12 protein-coding genes are annotated in these 20,957 nt (G+C 35.9%); 8 read left to right on the top strand and 4 right to left on the bottom strand.

From position 1 onward, the window contains the following. The first annotated feature begins 30 nt into the window (after positions 1-30). The 5 genes from J2W48_RS06910 to J2W48_RS06890 are packed head-to-tail and all read left to right on the top strand — an operon-like array spanning position 31 to position 7,962. Positions 31-4,218 (top strand): eCIS core domain-containing protein, encoded by a 4,188-nt coding sequence (locus J2W48_RS06910; protein WP_310279734.1) that lies wholly within the window; start codon positions 31-33, stop codon positions 4,216-4,218. A gap of 2 nt (positions 4,219-4,220) precedes the next feature. Then, positions 4,221-5,447, top strand: a complete 1,227-nt coding sequence (locus tag J2W48_RS06905) for a hypothetical protein (RefSeq protein ID WP_310279731.1) — start codon at positions 4,221-4,223, stop codon at positions 5,445-5,447. 53 nt (positions 5,448-5,500) lie between these two features. Next, a complete protein-coding gene (locus tag J2W48_RS06900) occupies positions 5,501-5,818 on the top strand; it encodes a hypothetical protein (protein ID WP_310279727.1) in 318 nt (105 codons plus the stop codon). A 16-nt stretch (positions 5,819-5,834) separates the two neighbouring features. Beyond that, entirely contained in the window at positions 5,835-6,656 is an 822-nt protein-coding gene (locus J2W48_RS06895; protein ID WP_310279725.1) for a peptidoglycan-binding domain-containing protein, read from the top strand. A 1-nt stretch (position 6,657) separates the two neighbouring features. Next, entirely contained in the window at positions 6,658-7,962 is a 1,305-nt protein-coding gene (locus J2W48_RS06890) for an ATP-binding protein (protein ID WP_310279723.1), read from the top strand. 98 nt (positions 7,963-8,060) lie between these two features. On the opposite strand, the gene J2W48_RS06885 is transcribed toward J2W48_RS06890, so the two are convergent. The 4 genes from J2W48_RS06885 to J2W48_RS06870 form a co-directional block, all read right to left on the bottom strand. Beyond that, positions 8,061-8,903, bottom strand: coding sequence for a DUF4249 domain-containing protein (locus J2W48_RS06885; RefSeq protein ID WP_310279722.1), 843 nt, complete (start codon positions 8,901-8,903; stop codon positions 8,061-8,063). 5 nt (positions 8,904-8,908) lie between these two features. Continuing rightward, a complete protein-coding gene (locus tag J2W48_RS06880; RefSeq protein ID WP_310279720.1) occupies positions 8,909-11,527 on the bottom strand; it encodes a TonB-dependent receptor in 2,619 nt (872 codons plus the stop codon). A gap of 101 nt (positions 11,528-11,628) precedes the next feature. Further along, positions 11,629-12,471: a FecR family protein gene (locus J2W48_RS06875; RefSeq protein WP_310279718.1), complete on the bottom strand. Its 843-nt coding sequence runs from the start codon at positions 12,469-12,471 to the stop codon at positions 11,629-11,631. A gap of 267 nt (positions 12,472-12,738) precedes the next feature. Then, positions 12,739-13,257, bottom strand: a complete 519-nt coding sequence (locus J2W48_RS06870; protein WP_310279717.1) for an RNA polymerase sigma factor — start codon at positions 13,255-13,257, stop codon at positions 12,739-12,741. Positions 13,258-13,901: 644 nt separating this feature from the next. Here J2W48_RS06870 and J2W48_RS06865 point away from each other — a divergent pair. Genes J2W48_RS06865 through J2W48_RS06855 form a run of 3 tightly spaced genes read left to right on the top strand, consistent with a single transcriptional unit; the run spans position 13,902 to position 20,951 of the window. Further along, complete coding sequence (locus tag J2W48_RS06865) at positions 13,902-16,136, top strand: fasciclin domain-containing protein (protein ID WP_310279715.1); 2,235 nt, start codon at positions 13,902-13,904, stop codon at positions 16,134-16,136. A gap of 1 nt (position 16,137) precedes the next feature. Continuing rightward, entirely contained in the window at positions 16,138-19,422 is a 3,285-nt protein-coding gene (locus tag J2W48_RS06860) for a SusC/RagA family TonB-linked outer membrane protein (RefSeq protein WP_310279713.1), read from the top strand. 14 nt (positions 19,423-19,436) lie between these two features. Further along, positions 19,437-20,951 (top strand): RagB/SusD family nutrient uptake outer membrane protein, encoded by a 1,515-nt coding sequence (locus J2W48_RS06855; protein ID WP_310279711.1) that lies wholly within the window; start codon positions 19,437-19,439, stop codon positions 20,949-20,951. Positions 20,952-20,957 lie beyond the last annotated feature (6 nt).

Here is a 20,957-nt window from a genome sequence, read left to right as displayed (position 1 = left end):
TCAAAATAACAAATTAATACAATTCATCAGATGTCAGCATTCGGTCAAAAATCAAAACCAAATCCCTCTACTCCATCCGCTTTTAGTTCAAGAAAGGGTGAGGATTTTTTTGGTGTGCAGGCAAAACTCAACATTGGCAAATCGAATGATAAATATGAAGTCGAAGCTGATAATGCTGCTGATAAAATTGTATCTCAAAAACAAAATAAGAATTCTTCAGAATCTTTTTTTAACCCTTCGCCTTTAGTTCAGAAAAAAACTAATGAATCGCAAAAAAAAGAAGAAAAAGAAAGCATTATACAGGAAAAACCATTATCAGAATCCATTACTCCTGTCCAATTAAAAACAGAAAAAGAAGAAACCATCCAAAACAAAACCGAAGCTCCTGTTTCTGAAAATAATAAAGTTGTCGAAAAAGCTCCGGTTGCAAAACCACTGATTCAGCAAAAGAAAACCGAGGATGAAGTCCAAACCAAAGAAGAGGAAGAAATTCAAAGTAAAGAAAATGATAAAGAACTTCAGACTAGTGCTGCTGCCGATGCCAATCCTACTGACGATTCCAGCCTTGAAAGCAATTTAAACCGTAGTAAAGGCGGTGGATCATCCTTGTCTGGTCCTGTAAAAAACGAAATGGAATCTGGTTTTGGAGCCAACTTTAGTAATGTAAAAATTCATAATGACTCCAATGCAGTTCAAATGAACAAAGAATTGGGATCACAGGCATTTGCAAACGGCAGCGATATTTATTTTAACGAAGGCAAGTACAATCCCAACTCAACTGATGGAAAACATCTTTTGGCTCATGAGCTGACACATACCGTTCAACAAGGAGCTAGTGCAATCCAGCCAAAAATGATTCAGAAAGTTGAAACACCACCTGCTGCTGCTCCGGCACCGAGCAGAAACGAAAGCATTTCTTTACAAACACCAACATTTACTCCAACTGAAGCCATTTCAGCTCAAATTGAAGCGGCAGGAAACAGAGGTGCAGATGTTGATGTAACATTTGGACACTGGGCATCTGGAACAATCAAAATTAAGAAAAACACAGACGATACATACAGTACAAAAGACAACAGACAAAGTATAGCATTAGGTATTAGCTATTTAAGTCCGCTTGCAAGTATAAATATCACTCCGGTTTTAGCTGTTCAAATAGAGAACAGTAATATAACCGGCTACATTACCGTAAAAGCCGGAGACCGCTTAGTTGGCAATCCTGCTGGTCTAATTAATGCCATTAAAGATAATAGTCAGGCCTTTGGCTGGGTTGGAATTGATGTAACAAGTGTACCTAACATTCAAAACAGTATTGATGGAGGGAACCTGACATTGACAGCAAATGGTATTCCTGTTCAATTGGGTGGTTTTGTAAATGGGTCACTTGACTTTGGCATTCAGGGCGAAAATATCACATTTAGAGCCAGCGGTACTATTGAAGTTCCAAACATGAGTCCAACCCAGATAACAATCGAGCGTAATGCAGAAGGAAATATAACAGGAGAAATTGATATCGCTGTTAATATGGCCAATTTTAACGGCAGCCTTCATGCAGCATTTTTGAATGGCACACTAGACATTAGAGGAACTGTGGGGTATCAAACCGAAAAAATAAGCGGTCAGGTTACATTATTGGTTACTGACGCTGCTACAGCTAGAAATGCAGCTTTAAGTCAGCTTGATCCATCTCAAATCGACGAGAGTGCCAGAGAAACAAATGGCATTCCTGAGGCAAACAGCGGCCCTACTCCGGGACCAAGAGCTATGGCAGGCTGGGGTGAAGTCGATTTTAGTTTCACCGAATGGATGACAGGAAAAGCTATGGTTATTATCGATAATGAAGGTCATGTTACCATTCATGGAGAAATCACACCACCTGCTGAAGTTGAATTGTTTGCCCAGCGTGATTACATAAGGGAAATTTTTACTGTCGAAGTTCGAACTATGTATGGTGTTCCACTGGTAGGAAATGTTTTCTTATTTGCTAATATTGGATTAGAAGCACTGGCAAAAATTGGCCCTGCCAAAATTTATAATATCAGGGCTGTAGGAACATATTCTACTGATCCGGCTGTATTTAATGATTTTAGTCTTTCTGCCTCTTTTAATATGTCAATGTTTGCCGGATTACGCTTGCGTGCCGAAGGAGGATTAGGAGTCGAATTGTTAGGGCATGATATAAAAGTAGGTGTTGGAGTGAATGCTCTCGCCGGAATTAGAGGATATGTTGACGCTACCCCAACAATTGGATATAGAGAAACCGCTTCTCCGGAAGCTGGAAGACAAGGTGAATTTTACATCCACGGACATGCCGAGATGGCTGCACAGCCTTTCTTAGCATTAGGCGGAGATTTATTTGTTGAATTAGACAGTCCATGGTGGTCACCTGCACCAGATGACAAATGGACCTGGCCTTTGGGCGAATTAGAATATCCTTTGCCGGGTGAATTTGGAATTGGTGCGGATGTAGATTATGTTTTAGGTTCTGATCAATTACCTGAAGTAGAATTTGCTCCGGTAGATTTCAATTCAGATAAATTCATGACCGATTTAATGAATGATCATGTACCTCCTGCTCAGGCACCAAATACAGAGCATCCGGCAGAATTTCAAGAAGGCGCAACAGGAGGTGCAGGCAGTGAAACTCCGCAGGTAACGGACTCTACAGGAAATCCTCACGCAGGAGAAACAGGAACACCTCCTGGCGCTGCTGCTCCGCCAAACCCACCAACATCCGAAGTTCTGGCGCATTGGGGAGATGGATTACAAGCATTACAAACATTGGCTACCACATCAGAAAATAATCCTTTAACACAAGCTCAAATTACAGCAGCGTTAAACCCAATCAGAACCAGACATCATTTCACTCATTTAACCGCTAGAAGAAACGGTGAAAATTGGAATATTGATGCAGAAATGCCAAACATCAATAATCACAATACTCCAATTTTAGTAAAAGGAATAAGAGGGGCTGGTGAAGAAGAAAATGGAGAGGTGAATGGAGAAACTAATCCTGTAAAAGGAGAAATACTACAAATAGAAAAACCTTTTGAGGAGACGGATGGAGACCAACATACTTTACGATTTAGGGATAATCATAATTCGATTCAGCTAATGGTTCACAGTGATCCTAAAGACATCTTTGAATATTTACATTCCGATGAAGTCGACCAAAATGATAGTATCGTAAGAGATGCTGTAAGGTTGGCTACAGAAATAAGAACTATGGCAAATAATGCTGCAAATACTAGTGGAGTCATCCCTAACATAAACTCAAAAATGAGAGAACTCAGTGAGATGATGGGGCATATTAGAGGTAATCTTAGAAGATATTTACCTGCAAATCCGGTATATAATTACCAACCACAAGGTAACAAAGCACATAAGGCAGAGGTAACTTTACTATCAGCAAACAGATCGGGTGGTACTGAGCCCGGAGGTTCATTTGTACAAGGTTGGGAAGCCATTCAAACCGGAGGTCTGACAAGAGGTGCCGGTCATTGGAAAAGACTCCATCTTGTCAATCAGGGTTTCGGAGGATTTGGAGTTCCTGAAAATCTGACTCCGGGAACAACATCAAACAATTCTTCTTACGATAATAGGTTTGATGACCCTGTAAAAAACTTAATAGGAAGCCGTCCAAATGATTCAACCAAACAAGGTGTGGTGAAAATTGCTGTTGAAATAGACAGTTATTACAGCGGAGAATTTCCAACAAATGTTAATGCTCCCTTAGCCGGATCTTTAGACAGTAAAGATGCTAATAATAGAGTCACAAGAGATAATTATGCCCAACATATAAAATTTGAAGCCTGGGAGTATAATTACGTCAATCGAAGCTGGGAATTAGGAAACAAATTTGTTGATGCGGGTTTAAATATTGACTTGCCTGACTGGAATTCGGTTAACCCTCCTGTAATTGGAGTCGGTACAAGAAGTGAAATTTTACGAGCCTACAACTCTCTTCAACCAAGAGATAAATATAGAGTTGACACACTGCTTAGCTCATCCTTTGAGAGTATCCTGACTGACACTGTAATGGATATTATAAGAAGTAGAACATACAGTAATGTAACTGATTTCAGAAATGCTATAACCACTGAAATAAATACACCATCAACTCCATCAGGTCGCAGAACAACAGACACTATAGACCGATTAAATGATGTAAAAGATACTATCCCGATTATGGTCAATGCTAACGTATTAAAATTCTAACCATGGAAAATATACTCCCAGAAATAAAAGAACTTTCAGCTTTGATGCTAAAGAAAAATCACACTCATACTATAAAACTAAGCCCTCCACTAGCCAGTAGTAAATTAAAAAAACTGGGGACTGAATTAAAACTAAATGACGCTTTATTATCATTTTACAAAACTGCTAATGGACTTTTTATATCCTGGTTTTCTGATGTTGATATTTTATGTTTTGGAAAAATTAATATTCCCAAATTAGAAACCTTGTCAGATTATCTGACTAAAGTAGAAAAGACAGACCTTAAGGAATATTCAAGCTATATCCAAAAAGGATATATTCCTTTTGATGTCGACATCATTAACAAATTTGTAACTTTCATAAAACCAGTAAAAGAAAACTACGAAATCATAAGATTGAGCCCCGATTTTAACGAAGTTAAATTAGATTGTACTTTAGAAAGTTACTTAAATTTGGGGATTAAGACAGGTGGGCTTTACCATTGGCAAAATTATATCTCAGAGGAGGTTTTCAATAACTTTAGGAAATACAACAACGATTTTTTTTACTATTTAGTCAACACAAAGTTGAAACCTGAAATACTTGAATCATTCTTTAATGATTCAAGCACAAAAGCAAAATCATTCCCAGATATTGGAATTGCTCAATTTAAAATACCTGAAAAGCATAAAATTATAATCTGCAAAGAAAACCTTGGATGCTCAAATATTGAGATTAGAAGAGTAGAAATCGCAATGAAAGACAAACTAAACTCTAATTTTGTTTTTTATCATTACCGAAAAAATGGCATGGAAATCCATTGGCAATCTGAATCCTACTTTGCTAATTTTCAAATGCTGCCAATTGAAACCATTTTCGGAGGAGCTCTTCATGCTCAGGAACGAATTTGGGACAATAACTATTTTAAGTTCATTAAAGCGGATAAAAGTTTCGAAGAAAAGCTGAGTAAGTTTTATCCTTTGATAATTGAAGAGGCCGGAGATACTGTTTTCTCAATAGAAAATGAAACAATTTCTCTTTATTTTATTTTTTCCTCTTTTGAACCTCAAAGAATAAGACTTTCTTTTGAGACATTCGTAGAAAAACTATACAGTTGTGGAGGGATTAGCGGATGGCAAAACTTATTTATTGATGAATACACGGAAAAAAATCCCTTCTATAAAGATATTTTAATGGGTATTGAACACTGTTTTCCTAATCTTAACGTCGCAAATTTCCTTAAAAATTAGAACAATAAAGTCCCGGTTATAAATTCAAGAACAATAGTCAAAACAAAACCACCATGCAACTCCTACTTCAGTTTCTCAAAACCCAATATCAATTTCAACTTGATACACTTTTTCAAGTGGCAAACCCTACAGAAAAACCTGTCTTTTCTCAACTTGAAACGGATACTTTTGTTAGCGAATTCATCATTGAAAACCATCTTTCTGAAACCGATATTTTACTATTGGCGTTGGCTCTTGCCCCACACCTCAAACCCGATTTTCTAAGCTCGATTATTGCCGAATATTTACCCAATGGCGGCGAATTACCTGAGTTTGTCGGAATAAACAAAGAACCAAAGCGGTCTAAACAAAAAAATCTAATTAATTTTTAAATTTAAAACCTCAGTCATGCAAAAAACATTCTACCAAAAAGAACTGGTTATTAAAGCACTTCAACAAAGAAAAGGAGTAAATAATAACAAAAAGGATATTGAAAAAATTCAATCCTGGCTTAATTTATTCGCGATGCAAAATCCAAACTCAGGAACTGCAACGGGTATCGATGGCAATTTTGGTCCTGCAACAGAAAAAGCAGTGCTTAATTTTCAAAAAATTAATGGCTTACCCCAAACCGGTAGTGTAGATCAAAAAGTATTCGATATACTAGTTTCACCACTCAAAAAAGCTTTTGAAGATCCTGTTTCAGGCAATAATTTGAGAGAATTAATTTTAAATACAGCCAAAAACCATATTAAAAATCATCCTTTTGAACTCGTAATCAACAATCAGAGTAATACTGGTCCTTGGGTGCGAAGTTATATGGATGGGCATGAAGGAACCGACTGGTTCTGGTGCATGGGATTTGTTCAGGCAATAATTGACCAGGCGGCCTCTGTTCAGAGAAAAAACTTCAAAACTCTAATGCCGTTAACTTATAGCTGCGACACTGTTGGTACAACCGGTATTCAGAAAAAACTACTGACCCGTTATCAGATGGCAAGAACAAATCCGGCTTTAATAAAACCTGCAGATGTATTTCTGATTCAAAAAACAACAAACGACTGGTTTCATACCGGAATTGTAACTGCGGTTCATGGCGATATAATTGAAACTATTGAAGGTAATACCAATAGTAATGGTTCGCATAACGGAAACTCAGTCATGAACAGAATCAGAAACTATAAACAATCAAAAATTGATTTCTTTTCAATCGAATCATTAGTAGCATAAAATGGAAAATGTATTCACTTACCTAAAAAACCAATTCGTATTTCAGCTTGATACTCTTTTTCAAGTCGAAACTCCAATGGAAAAACCTGTTTTAAATCAGCAGGATTGCATTGGATTTGTTAACGAATTCATTATCGAAAATAACCTGATAGAAACGGATATTCTTTTATTGGGATTAGCCCTTGTTCCTCATGTTAAACCAGATTTTCTAAGTTCAGTCATTGCCGAATATTTGCCCAATGGCGGCGAATTGCCCGAGTTTGGCGGAATGAAAACGAAGAACCATCGCGGCATTTTACCAACCGGTGAAACAGCTCAGTTTTTAATTGCAGGAAATAATCTTGAAAACAGGATTGCCTTTTATAATTACTTACACAATCAGTCGTTTCTTTATCAAAAAGGAATTATCAAAATAGATATCGTCCCTGCCGGAGAACCCAAACTGAGCGGTTTACTGATTTTAGAAGATGAATACATTGAAAAATTCATAACCGGAAAAATCCTAAAACCACAGCTTAGCAGTATTTTCCCTGCTCAATTAATTGAAACCGAATTAGACTGGGAGGATTTGGTGCTGAATTCTAATACCTTAAATCAGATTAAAGAAATAGAAACCTGGCTCAAATTCAATGAAATCTTGCTTCACGAATGGAACATGAAAGCCAAGATAAAACCAGGTTTCAGGGTCATGTTTTACGGCGCACCCGGAACCGGAAAAACACTTACGGCTTCTCTGTTGGGAAAATATACCAAAAGAGACGTGTACCGAATTGATTTGTCTATGGTAATTTCGAAATACATTGGCGAAACCGAGAAAAATCTTTCTTCTCTTTTTGACAAAGCGGCTGATAAGGACTGGATTCTCTTTTTTGATGAAGCCGATGCCGTTTTCGGAAAAAGAACGAATGTCAGGGATGCACACGATAAATATGCCAACCAGGAAGTTTCGTATTTGCTGCAGCGTATCGAAAATCATCCCGGGTTGGTTATTCTGGCTTCCAATTTTAAAACAAATATTGATACGGCTTTTACCCGTAGATTTCAATCTATAATTGAGTTTGAAGTACCGTCTTATAACGAGCGCTTAAAGCTTTGGCATAATAACCTGCCTAAAGGAATTAGTATTGCTGAAGATGTAAATCTTACTGAACTATCAAAAAAATACGACATCACCGGCGCCAATATTGTGAACATCATTCAATATGCCTGCCTGAGAACATTGGAAGACGAAAATGAAAATATTAACCTGCATCACCTCCTTCAGGGAATAAAAAAAGAATATGTAAAAGAAGGAAAAATGATGTAAACCGGAATTAAACAAATTAATATAAAACAGAAACACCTGCCAATAAAATTACTTTAATGACAGATGCACTTACAAATCAATCTAAAAGCCTAATTTTTTTATTTTACCAGATAAGAAACTTTGTCAGCTTCGCAAAGTCTGAAGTAACCAAAGGCAAAATTATTAGCATCGGTTGTGTTTACAATATTTCCCCTGATATTGCCGGGAGGAATAGAAAAAGGATTTCCACCATATACTTCTAAAATTAAATTCATATAATTATAGAAATTCTTTGAAATACCACGATGCGTAATATGAACTGTTTTTCCCGATTTAATTTTATCATCGTATTCGAATCGCGTGCTTACTTCATTTCCATTAAAAAACTCATCATCTGTGAGCTCATATTCAGGAAACAACAAGAAGTCACTTTGATAATCTGTTAGATAATAATTCTCCTGATCTGCCGGATCTTTATAATAAAAAGTCAGCTCGATTACATCTTCTCCCCCAAAATCAGGAACAATCTGTTGTTCTACTTTATCAATTGGCGTTACAGAAGTCAGTTTTTCCGTAGCTGTAAAACTTTGTCCTTCTGCAGTTACATAAAGGGTATAATCCATATTTAAAACCGGAACAAAATTGGTACAAACGTAAGAGCCCGGTACTGTTTCAGTAAAAGCAAACACATCGCCGTTACTGTTTTCAATTCTTACCTGTGCCCCTGAAACTTTTGGCGTTGTGTTGCTGTAATAGGGAGCTGTTTTACTAATCTTTACAGTCTGCTCACTTCCGGTTGTTCCCTTTAGCCAAATAATTTCTGCATCGACAACTAATCTTGTTTCACCGGTTTCCAAATCAAGAGTCACTGCTTCTTCACAAGATGTGAAAGCCAGTACAAAAAGAAAACTCAATAAAGCGAGTGCTTTATTTTTAAAATTATATTTTTCAAACCTTTGCATATTCATTAAAATTTAAAGTTATAAGAAATACCAGGTACCATTCCAAAAATAGATAGTCTTCTGGTCTCATTAGCTCCCGTATCTTCATTTGTTGCAAATGTCATAGAAGCGGCATTTTGCCTGTTGTAGATATTATAAATGCTAAATACCCAATAGCTCTGCCAACCTTTCTTTTTATCTGGTTTAGGTGTATAAGTCGCTGCCAGATCCAGGTGATGGTAGAGCGGCAGTCTGTTTTCGTTTCTTAGTGAAAAATTAGGGATATTGATACCTCCAAATTCATAGTAGCCATTTGCATACGTTACAGGCTGACCTGATTGTAATGAAAAATTGGCATTAAAAGACCATTTTGGATTATATTGATAACTGCCCACAATATTTAAATTATGCAGTTTGTCATATCCTGATAAATACCAGTCACCGTTTGCAACGCCCGGTTCTTCGGGACTTCTGCCCGGTGTTTTTTGTTCTGCCCTTGATAAGGTATAAGAAACCCATCCAGTAAAATCGCCGGTATTTTTTCTAAATAACATTTCCATACCATACGATCGGGCTTTACCATTCAGGATAACCTGTTCAATATTATTGTTTGCCAAAATACCTGCCCCGTCTATATAATCTATTCGGTTTTGGATATTCTTATAAAACAATTCCCCTTCAAAAGAATAATCCCCATCCTTAAAATTCTTAAAATACCCCATAGCGTACTGATCCAGAATTTGTGGTTTTGTAAAAGGTCCGCTTGGTGTCCAGATATTCATTGGCAATGGCGATTGGGTATTCGATAAAATATGAATATATTGTGCCATTCTGTTGTAACTTGCTTTTACCGAAGTATTGTCGTTAAAAGCATATGACAATGCGGCTCGCGGTTCCAGATTATTAAATTTACTTATTGTTTCTCCACTTTTATACGATATGCTTCCGGTTGGGGTTCCTTCTTCATAAATATTATACAGCGGATTATATACTACTGCCTGCCCATTCTCGTAAGTCGTAATGGCTTCGCTTCCTAAACGGTAAAACATACTATAACGAAGTCCGTAACGAAGATTCAGTTTCTCCGTAATCTGATGTTCAAAATCAAGATAAGCAGAAGACTCTAAAGCATATTTTTTATCAAGCTGTTTGTAATTGAACTGTGAATCTGAACTAGTGGGTTGTACTGTACCGGGATTGAAATCATAATATTGTCCGTCAATTCCGTAGCTAAGTTTGAGTTTTTGAGATACAGCCTGATTCCAGTTATATTTAACTCCATAGCTTTTTATGGTATTGTCCCACTCAAAATTTTCCGGTTCAATTTCGAGATTAAAATTATAATCGCTGTAGAAAACAGATAAATTTGTATTTAACTTATCTGTAAATTGATGCTTCCAGCTTAATATTCCCATTTTATTTCCGTAGGTACTGGCAAAACGATCACTTATATCGAAAACATCGTTTCCTAAGTATCCCGAAAATGCAAGCGTATTTTTAGCACCTAAACGGTAATTGAACTTTGCATTAAGGTCATAAAACATAGCGGAATTTTTATTATCTGCCAGCTTTAAAAATAAATGGGCATAAGAAGCCCGCCCAGCCAAAACAAAAGAGCCTTTCTCTTTTGTAATGGGGCCCTGTACCAATAAGCGGCTGGATATTAAACCAATACCACCATTTACTTTGTAATTTTCAAAATCCCCGGTTAACTGGCTTACATCAAGAACAGAAGAAACCCTTCCACCAAATTTAGAAGGGATGCCTCCTTTGTATAAATCCAGCCCGTTAACGACATCTGCATTAAAAACAGAGAAAAAACCAAACATATGAGAGTCTCCATACACCGGTGCTCCGTCTAAAAGAATCAAATTCTGGTCTGCAGCACCTCCCCTGACATTGAAACCTGAAGAAAGTTCCCCTGCATTTGTAACCCCCGGTAATGTTAATATTGATTTTAACGGATCAGGTTCACCCATGGCTGATGGTATTTTTTTGATCTCTTCCATAGTAAGCTTATTAACACTCATTTGAGTATTTCTTACATCAACTGCTTTACTGTGTGTTATAATCACCTGTTCCAACTGCTGGCTGTCTGGCTCAATGCTAAAATCTATTCGTACATCATCAAAAACTGTAATCTCTTTTTCTTTGTTTTTAAACCCTACATAACTGATAAGAACGGTATAAGTTCCATTATTTAATTCTAATGAAAACATTCCTTTTGCATCTGTAGTGGCGCCTGTTTTCAATTCTTTTATAAAAATATTGGCTCCAATAACCGGTTCTTTGTTCTCATCTAAAACCTGGCCGGTAAGCTTATTCTTTTTTTTAACTGTTGCTGCTTTGGAAGTTTTTTGTTTTACGAAAATATTATTACCGACGATTGAAAACTGAATAGAAGTGTTCTTATTCAGTTCATTAACAAGTGCTTTTATTTCGATATTTTTATAAGTGCTTTTTTGATTAAAATATTTTTGACTTGTATTAATCTGATCTGTAAAAGCAAATTTAAAATCCGTTTGATTCTCAATTTGCTTAAATAGTTCCTTTAATGTCATATTTTGATCTACAGTTACCGTTACGTTTTGAGAAAACATACACAAACTGAATAAAAAAAAGCATGCTGAAATTATATGCTTCATGAAATTTTGTATTTTTGAATTATTATTAAATGGGACAGCTCTATACTGCCTTGATTATGAGGAGGATGTTTAGTTTCGCGGCTAGTGCATCCTTTTCTTTTCTATCGAAAAGTGATTTGTTTTAATTCTTCATTTATTTCGAATTTTAGGTTATACATTTCTGATATTAATTGCACAATTATTTTTAAGTCTTCTTTTTTATTGATTCTCAGTGTAATGCGCTGGCTGCAGTATTCGTCTGGAAATATCATTTTATATCCATAATCAGAAGCTACATAAGCACTTACAGCTGTTAGTTTTTCGTTATCAAAATCCTTGAACCTGTTGAATTCTGCTATTGAAGCCATTTTGTTTCCGAAGGTGAATTTTTCTCCGGGTTTCAGTATCCATTTTTTAGTCTCACCCTCTACATTCATCTGCACACTTCCTTCATAAAGCGCTACAATTACACCATCATCATTTTGACCGGCTACAATGAATGAAGTCCCTAAGACTGTCGTGGTCGTCGCATTGCAAAAAACCTGAAAAGGGTATTTTTTATCTTTTTTTACTTTAAAGTATGCTTCACCCTCTACTATAATTTTTCTGTTTTTTTTAAAATTATTGGCATATACAATTTTAGAATGTGGACTTAATATCACTTTTGAGTTTTCCGGCAAAAAAACTGTTTTTACTTTTGAAGTCTTGTTCTCCACTGTATTTGAAACAAGATAAACCTCATCCTGCAATGGGCTTCTGTTAAAATAAATACCAGTGCCTATTAGCATAAAAATTATCACTGCTGCTGCCGCTGCGTAACGCCAAACCTTAAACTTTGGCTTTTGTACAGCAAAGGTTTTAGATTGAAAATCTTCCCATGAGGCTTTTTTTTCAATATTGGAATATGAAACCGGAGTTTCATCCCATATTTTTTTTAATTCTTCTTCTATTCTTTTTTCATCCATGTCTTGGAGCGTTAAAGTTTCTGACAATAAAATCCCTGCTTATTAAAAACACCATAAACCATTTCTTTAATCTCTCTGTTAGTTTCGATTCTTAGAACTCTTTGACGATTTTTGAAATCAAAGTATATAATACAATCCGAAATAATGAACTGTAAAAGAGCCACAATTAAGCTTGCGTCTTTCTTAGTTCTAACATTTGTTTTATACGTCTCAATGTGCATTTGTATGTTCTGTTTATAGCTATAACAAACGAGAACAGAAAAGTTCCTAATGGTCTTCGACTTTTTTTCGAATAAATTTACTGGCAAGATAAATATGATTGGCAATTGTCTTTTCAGAAAGATCCGTAATTGCTGCAATCTCCTTATAGCTAAGGTTTTCCAGTTTATGTAAAGTAAATATTTTTTGCTGCTGCTCAGGAAGCATATTTATGAAAGAATGTAGTTTTTCGGTCCTTTCTTCGAAAATTCCTGTTTCCGTATGTTCTTCTTCAGCCTCAAACTGTGGATCAAGCTGGATTATTTTATTTTCCCGGTTAACATGATTAATAATGATGTTTTTGCATATCACAAACAATTGCTTGTCAAATAAAACATCTTCATTAAGTAACTCTCTTTTATTATACAATCTTAAAAAAGTTTCCTGAACAAAGTCCTGCGGGGTAAGAACTGTAAAATTAAATCGTCTGGCTATGTTTATCAGTTTATCATAGTAATTTAAATAAGCCTGTTTGAAAGAAGCTTCATTACCTTTTTTTAAACTTAAAATAAATTTTCTGTTGTCCATAACGAAACATGATAATAAGACTTAACTCAATGCCTAAAATAATATTGCATTCTAATTTCAGGACTTCACAAAAAATAAAAATGTGGCTTATGGCACAGTACAAAGAACAGAAATTTATTCTAAAAACTTATATTAATTTTTAACTTTCGCAGATGGAATTTACCCTCCTAATATTACTTCTTCAATCTAAAAAGTTGCTCATTTGCTTCAAAAAAGAGATCCATTTTGCTCTAAAACTCTATTTAATCTATCCAATAAATCTTGAGATAATTTCTTTGTTGTTACTTAAAATTGGTAGCGATAATATTCGAAAATGCATGTGAACTTTCGTTAAAATAATTATTGGCACATTTTCAAAGTTTACTTTTTTAACAAAAAAATATTTTTTTTCAAAGTTTCCTTTTTACACTAAATATAAAAAGAATGGGACGCTCAGACCTTACAATTATTGGATTTATACTTTTATAAAATATTAACATATATATTATATTATTGATATTTTATACCAATAATAAAAACACATATAAAAAAAAACAGGATAGTACAGGATAGAATTAGCAACATATCCTTTTACGTTTGATACATTAATATTTACTAAAAAAAAGTTAACAAACCGGCTTTTTTCAATTACAAATCAAACAAGAATGAAGAAAATACTACACTTCTATTTCCTTGCCTTTTCATTTTTAATCCTGTTAAGCGGTTGCAGCCAGGATGTCTATGATGATTATTATAAGCGCCCTGAAAGTCTTGAGCCTCCTATTTACCAGCAATTGGAAGCACGTGGCAATTTTAAAAACCTTATGGTTTTGATAGAAAAAGCAGGCTATAAAGACATTTTAAGCAAAGCAGGCTATTGGACTATGATGGCTCCCAATGATGAAGCCTTTTCTAAATTTTTTCAAGAGCAGGGAATTTCAGATGTAAACAAGATGGATTCCATTACCGCCTCAAAAATTGTTAGATACGCACTAATATACAATGCCTTTCGTACTGAGCAACTTTCAGATTACCAATCAGCAGCCGGATGGGTAGCCGATAACGCTTTTAGAAGAAGAACAGCTTATTATGACGGATTTCAAACTAAAACGATTAATGGTAAGCCAATGATTGTTGTAGGTTCTAATCGAAATAATAATGGTGGTGCGGGCTATTATATTTCAGGAGACAATAATAACAAGTACATCTCCTATTTTGAAAAAGAGTATTTCGCTGCAAAAGGTTTAAATTCAAATGACTATAATTTTTTCTTTCCAAACTCAATCTACACAGATTTTAATGTTTTAGGAGGCGCAATAAAAGAAGCAAATATTATTGCAGAAAATGGTATTATTCAGGAAGTTAACCAGATTTCTCTTCCGTTAGTGAATTTGGATCAGCATTTGGAGAATAGCAGCCAATACAGTCTTTTTCGCAGTTTACTGCAAAATAATTTGGTTACATATGTTTTTAACCAGTCTGCAACTACTACCTATCGAAATTATACAGGCAAAACAGACGATGTTTACGTAAAAGTCTATGATCGCGCTTTGCCTTATTCCCTTAACAATGAAAACTATTTAAAGCAGGCTGATAATGACGGACAAAGTGATGCCTATACTTTATTTGCTCCGGATAATACTTCTTTACAAAAATTCATTGACGAAGTTCTGCTTAAAAACTTTACCTCTCTTGATAAACTACCTAAATATGTTTTTGAGGATTTTTTTAAAGCGCACATGGTAACAGGTGCGGTATGGCCATCTAAATTGAGTTCTTTTAATAATGCACTGGATGAAGAATTACGATTCAATCTGAATACTGATGTAAAAGAGGCTAAAGTAGTAAGTAATGGTTTCTTTTATGGAACTAATAAAATACAGGCATCTAATTTATTTTACAGTGTTTATACTTCGGCATATTTAGATCCTAAATTTACTTTGGCCACACGATTGTTCAATGACGGTTCTTCATACAGAGAAATCATCAGCAATATCAATCAAAAATACACCTTGTTTCTTCCCTCAGATACAGTATTGCTTGCTCTTGGATATGACTATAATACGGCCAGATCAGAATGGATGTATGTTTCACCTGTAACCGGTGTATCTTCAACAGCGGTTGATTCGCGATTACGTTTATTGCGTGTTTTGTATAATTCTATCGTTCCTACACCTGAAGGAGAATTGAATGATTTGTCCGGATCGGGAATTATACGTTCCGGAGATATGGATATCCCAGGGGAATACATCAAATGGAGCAATAATAAGGTTTATGCTGCTGGAAATGAAGCTTTAGGAAATATGGCTAATATTCTTGGGTACGAAGATCAGCAAAACGGACGTACATATTATATTGATAAATTACTTGAATTTAGCGAAGAGTCACCAGGTGTGGACCTCAAAAATTTAGCTGCACCATCCGGTTCTGAATATTTTAATTTTTATAGTTATCTAAAAAACTCTACAATTTTCAATGCTACGGGAGATAAAATACTGGGGGTAGATCTTGGGACCTCTTATACATTTGTGGTACCAAATAATGCGGCTATTGTACAAGCTGTCAAGGATGGAAAACTTCCTGGCAATATTACAACCGGTGCTCCCAACTTTGCGCCGGTTAATTTAGGAGAACAAGACATAGTCGCTGATTTTATTCGCTACCATATTTTGGCTACCAAAACTGTTTCAGATGATGGACTTTTAGGAGGTCAAATCGAAACTTTAAGAAAAGATAGTCGTGATGAAAAGACTTATGTAGGGGTTATGAGTGATAAAGGAGTATTAACCTTTATTGATAAGGCAAATAGATCTGCCAACTTTATACCAAATAACAGCAACAACCTAGCTGACAGATCCTTAATCCATTTAGTAGACAACTATCTTTTATATACGGAATAAAATGAAACAAAAAATAACCCATTTGCTTTACCGTTTTACATTTGCCTTGATTATCCTGGCAGCATTACCATCTTTGGCCCAAGACTCTAAAAATACTTTAGTACGGGGCCAGGTTGTCGATTCAGGTGATAATTTACCTATTCCTTCAGCAACTATTGTTGAACAAGATTCAGAAAATCGTACCGTTGGAGGTGTTTTATCTGATATAGATGGAAATTTTGCAATACATCTCAAAAATCCAGACAATAAATTATTAATTTCAAATATTGGATATAAATCCAAAGTGGTTTCCATTAATGGTAAAACCACAATAAAAATTGCTTTAGTATCTACGATTACCTCCTTAGATAATGTAGTCGTTACGGGACAAAAAAAGGTAGAAAGCGGTTTGCTGAACATTGCAGACAGGAACAAAACTACCAGTTCAGTAACAATAAAAGCCGCTGACATAGCCAATTCTCAAGCCGCTTCTATTGATGAACAATTGCAGGGACGTATTGCCGGTGTAGATATCATTGCATCCAGTGGTGACCCTGGTGCGGGAATGCAAATTAAAATTAGGGGAGCCTCCTCTATTTCCGGATCTTCCAGTCCATTAATCGTTGTTGACGGAATGCCTTATGAAACATCTATCCCTGCAGATTTTAACTTTGGCACTGCAGATGATGATGGTTATGCGGCGTTATTAAATATTGCCCCTTCAGATATTGATACCATTACTATCGATAAAGATGCAGCTGCAACTGCTTTGTGGGGTTCACGTGCAGCAGGTGGTGTTATTATTATCAATACTAAAAGGGGAGGAATCAGTGCTCCTAAAATTAGCTACTCTTTTGTAGGAACCCGTTCTAAAGTTCCGGATGCCATTCCGATGTTAAACGGAGACCAATACTCACAGTTGATCCCGGAAGAATTTATGAATCGAAATGGAGTGCCTTTAAATACACAAAATATCAAAGAATTTCAGTACGACCCACAAGAAGTTTATTATTATAAAAACTATAGTAACAATACCGATTGGACAAAAGCAATATCTCAGACTGGCCTGATACATGACCATAACCTATCCTTGCAAGGGGGTGGACAAAGAGCAAGATATTTTAGTTCTGTAGGGTATTACAACTCTAAAGGAGTGACTATTGGAACTGGTTTTGAGCGTATCAGCACCCGTTTAAATTTAGATTATGTAGTTTCTGACCGTATTCGTTTTAAAACAGATATCGCTTACACCTTCTCTAGTACAGACCGTAATTATGTAAATAATTTTTCAGGCACTGACAAAGATTTACTCAGAAGTGTTTCTTATGGAAAAATGCCAAACATGGGGATTTTTGAATATGACCAGACCGGAGTACTAACCCCTAATTTTTTCTCCCCGGCACAAAACGTTCAGGGTGGATATCCCGGTACTTACAATCCGGTTGCCATGGCAGAATTTGCCACTAACAATCAGGTAAGCAATAGAGTAGTACCTCATTTTAATATAAATGTTGACATTATACCGCAAAGATTAATCTCTACATTTGATTTACAGTTTGATTTTAATAGTACAAAAGCTAAATCTTTTTTACCTCAAAATGCCACAGGACGCCCAATTACAGAAACTGTAGTCAACCGCGCTTCAGATGTGGATGTAGATATGGCTAATATTACAACCAAGACCAATTTTGTATACACACCAGATTTCGGCGAAAAACAAAACTTATCCGTTCTTTTGTCCTTGCAATCGAATGATTCCCGTTATGAGTCACATCAGGTAATAACTTCTAATACAGCCTCTTCGTTACTTACAGATCCATCCAATCCGTCCAGAACACAAAATTCAGAATTGAATTTATATACCAGCAATAGTCAAACCAGAACTGTAGGCGGTTTGTTGAATGCGCAATACGACTTATTAGATCGTTACATTATAAACGTTGGTTTACGTGGAGATGGTAATTCAAGATTTGGTCAGGAAAACAGATACGGACTATTTCCTTCGGCATCTGCCCGCTGGAGAGTTTCGGGGGAATCTTTTATGAAAAATGTGGATTTTGTTGATGACCTGAGTGTAAGATTTAGTTACGGGCAATCCGGAAAAGCGCCCAGATATGACTACCGCTACTTCAATGTATATGGAAATTTTGGTACTGAATACTTAGGCCTTAACGGTGTGTATCCTCAAAATATCGAATTGAGTAATTTCCGTTGGGAAACACTGACCGGAAAAAATTTAGGGTTTAATCTTCAAATGTTTAATAAGCGTGTTACACTTGACGTAGAGATCTACCGAAACACTACAAAAGACATGATTTTTCAGGATCTTGATATCACTACCGTTTCGGGATACAGCAAAATGGACCAGAATGTGGGTACTATGGATAATCAGGGATGGGAAATAGGTCTTTTTACAACCCCAATCAAAACCGACAAATGGAAAGTAGAATTCAACTTTAACATTGCCAGTAATGAAAACATGATTCGTGAAATTTCAGAATATTTCCCAAATGAAAGCGGAAATACGGATCGTAATGGAGAATACAAACGTTTCCTTCAAAAAAACAATCCTTTTGGATCTTTCTACGGATACCGTTTCAAGGGAGTTTATACGGATAAAGAAGCTACTCTTGCCAGAGATGCGAATGGAAATGTAATTACTGGCCCCAATGGTCAAACGGTATACATGCGTTTTAATTATCCAAATACCGATTACACTTTTCAGCCTGGGGATGCGATCTACGAAGACATTAATAAAGATGGTAATATAGACAGTCGCGACGTGGTATATTTAGGAAACAGTAACCCAAAACTTACTGGAGGGTTTGGACCTAATATAATCTTTAACAATCAGTTCAAATTACTACTGTTCTTTAACTTTCGTCTGAATTATGATATTGTAAACGGAACAGATATGACTACGACAAATATGTATGGCTGGGGAAATCAAAGTACTGCCACATTATCGAGATGGCGTAATCCGGGAGATAAAACCGATATGCCAAGAGCAATTTACGGAGCAGGATACAACTGGTTAGGATCTGATCGCTATGTAGAAGATGCTTCTTTTCTTCGTCTTCGTTCTGTCACTTTTAGTTATTCTTTTGGAAGACAATTATTAAAAAGCCTAAAAATGGATGAAATAAGAACTTATATAACAGCCGATAACTTGTTAACATTTACAAACTATAGAGGTCAGGACCCTGAGGTAAGCATGAGATCCGGAGATCCTTTCGGAATGGCTATTGACAACTCAAGAACCCCTCCTACAAGCCGTATCTCATTAGGTATTACAACACGTTTCTAAATAAAAAAATGATTATGCGAACTAAAATAAAATCTACACTGGCAATCCTTCTAATTTTTGTTACCGCAACATCGTGTGACGATTATTTAGATTTACGACCTGAAGACGGAATCGTACGTGAAGAATTCTGGAAAACCAAAGAAGACATCCAGGCAGCCGTTATTGGTATCTATTCATCTTTACTAAAAAGGCCTCCTGCAGCACAAATCCCTACAAACGGAACAGATTACAATATCAGTGAATATCTGTTTATGTATGGAGAAATTAGAGCCGATATGATATCGCCAGCAGGAAATGTTACTTTGGACCAAAGAGATATTACCACATCAAATATATTATCCTCTAACGATTTGACTAGTTGGGCAGCATTTTACCGGGTTATCAATTACTGCAATACGGTTATTGAGCTTGCACCAGCTGTAAGGGATAAGGACCCTACTTTAACACAAACACAATTGAACAATTATCTCTCCGAAGCTTTGGCAATCAGAGCTTATTTATATTTTACGCTAGCCCGTACCTTTAAGGATGTGCCTCTTAAACTAAATGCAACTCTTTCAGACAATGATAATTTTCAATTGGCTAAAACTCCACAAAATGAAATTTTTGAACAGGTTATCAAAGACCTTGCTCTAGCAGAAGGATATGCTGTTGTTGATTATGGCAATACACCTTCTAACAAAGGCAGGATTACAGTTTATGCTATTAATGCAATGCAGGCTGATGTTTATCTTTGGATGGATAAATATACCGAAGCACTTACTGCAGCTGACAAGGTAATTGGTTCAGGTAAATTTCAATTAATTCCCGCTTCTAATAGTTGGTTCTCAAGAGTCTTTGCCGAGGGAAATACTACAGAAAGTATTTTTGAATTTCAATATACTACACAAAACCTAAATCCTTTTTATGACATGTTTTTTCAAAGACCGGAATTTATAGCTTCCCCGGTAGTTTTAGAAGACGTGTTCGGGGTTGACTTTGTGGATCCTCTAAACAGAGATGTACGTGGTGAAAGATGTGCTTTGGTCGCTGGAACTAATGAAATCTATAAGTTCACAGGTCTTAATATCGAAGAACGTAAAACTTTGCAGGAATCAGACACACACTGGTTTGTTTACAGATATTCAGATGTTTTACTTTTAAAAGCAGAAGCCTTAACCCAACTAGAAAGAGGAGAGGAAGCTGTTGCTATTATTGAAAATATCCGTACTACACGCAAAGCAATCAGTTTAACCTCTCAAACTGTAAATCCTGCCAGCAAATCAGAAGTAACCGATTATCTTTTGGCAGAAAGGGCACGTGAATTTGCATTTGAAGGAAAACGCTGGTTTGATGTTTTACGAAATGCCAGAAGAGAGGGTTACGACCGTCTGGATTTATTGAACAATATGGCATTGATTAGTGCTCCGGCAGATCAGTTACAATCTATTTTGGCTAAACTTCAAGATCCCAATAGTCATTATTTACCAATTAATGAATACGAATTATATACCAACAAAGCACTTATTCAAAATCCATTTTATAAATAATTAAGT

This window comes from Flavobacterium piscis, from assembly GCF_031457575.1.
GTDB lineage: Bacteria > Bacteroidota > Bacteroidia > Flavobacteriales > Flavobacteriaceae > Flavobacterium > Flavobacterium piscis_A.
The sequence above is the reverse complement of the archived record's forward strand: the minus strand, read 5'-3'. Positions and strand labels throughout refer to the sequence as shown.

Bases quoted from the DNA above. Each gene is read 5' to 3' on its own strand.
- J2W48_RS06910 (WP_310279734.1), top strand. From the start codon at position 31: ATGTCAGCATTCGGTCAAAAATCAAAACCAAATCCCTCTACTCCATCC.
- J2W48_RS06905 (WP_310279731.1), top strand. From the start codon at position 4,221: ATGGAAAATATACTCCCAGAAATAAAAGAACTTTCAGCTTTGATGCTA.
- J2W48_RS06900 (WP_310279727.1), top strand. From the start codon at position 5,501: ATGCAACTCCTACTTCAGTTTCTCAAAACCCAATATCAATTTCAACTT.
- J2W48_RS06895 (WP_310279725.1), top strand. From the start codon at position 5,835: ATGCAAAAAACATTCTACCAAAAAGAACTGGTTATTAAAGCACTTCAA.
- J2W48_RS06890 (WP_310279723.1), top strand. From the start codon at position 6,658: ATGGAAAATGTATTCACTTACCTAAAAAACCAATTCGTATTTCAGCTT.
- J2W48_RS06885 (WP_310279722.1), bottom strand. From the start codon at position 8,903: ATGCAAAGGTTTGAAAAATATAATTTTAAAAATAAAGCACTCGCTTTA.
- J2W48_RS06880 (WP_310279720.1), bottom strand. From the start codon at position 11,527: ATGAAGCATATAATTTCAGCATGCTTTTTTTTATTCAGTTTGTGTATG.
- J2W48_RS06875 (WP_310279718.1), bottom strand. From the start codon at position 12,471: ATGGATGAAAAAAGAATAGAAGAAGAATTAAAAAAAATATGGGATGAA.
- J2W48_RS06870 (WP_310279717.1), bottom strand. From the start codon at position 13,257: ATGGACAACAGAAAATTTATTTTAAGTTTAAAAAAAGGTAATGAAGCT.
- J2W48_RS06865 (WP_310279715.1), top strand. From the start codon at position 13,902: ATGAAGAAAATACTACACTTCTATTTCCTTGCCTTTTCATTTTTAATC.
- J2W48_RS06860 (WP_310279713.1), top strand. From the start codon at position 16,138: ATGAAACAAAAAATAACCCATTTGCTTTACCGTTTTACATTTGCCTTG.
- J2W48_RS06855 (WP_310279711.1), top strand. From the start codon at position 19,437: ATGCGAACTAAAATAAAATCTACACTGGCAATCCTTCTAATTTTTGTT.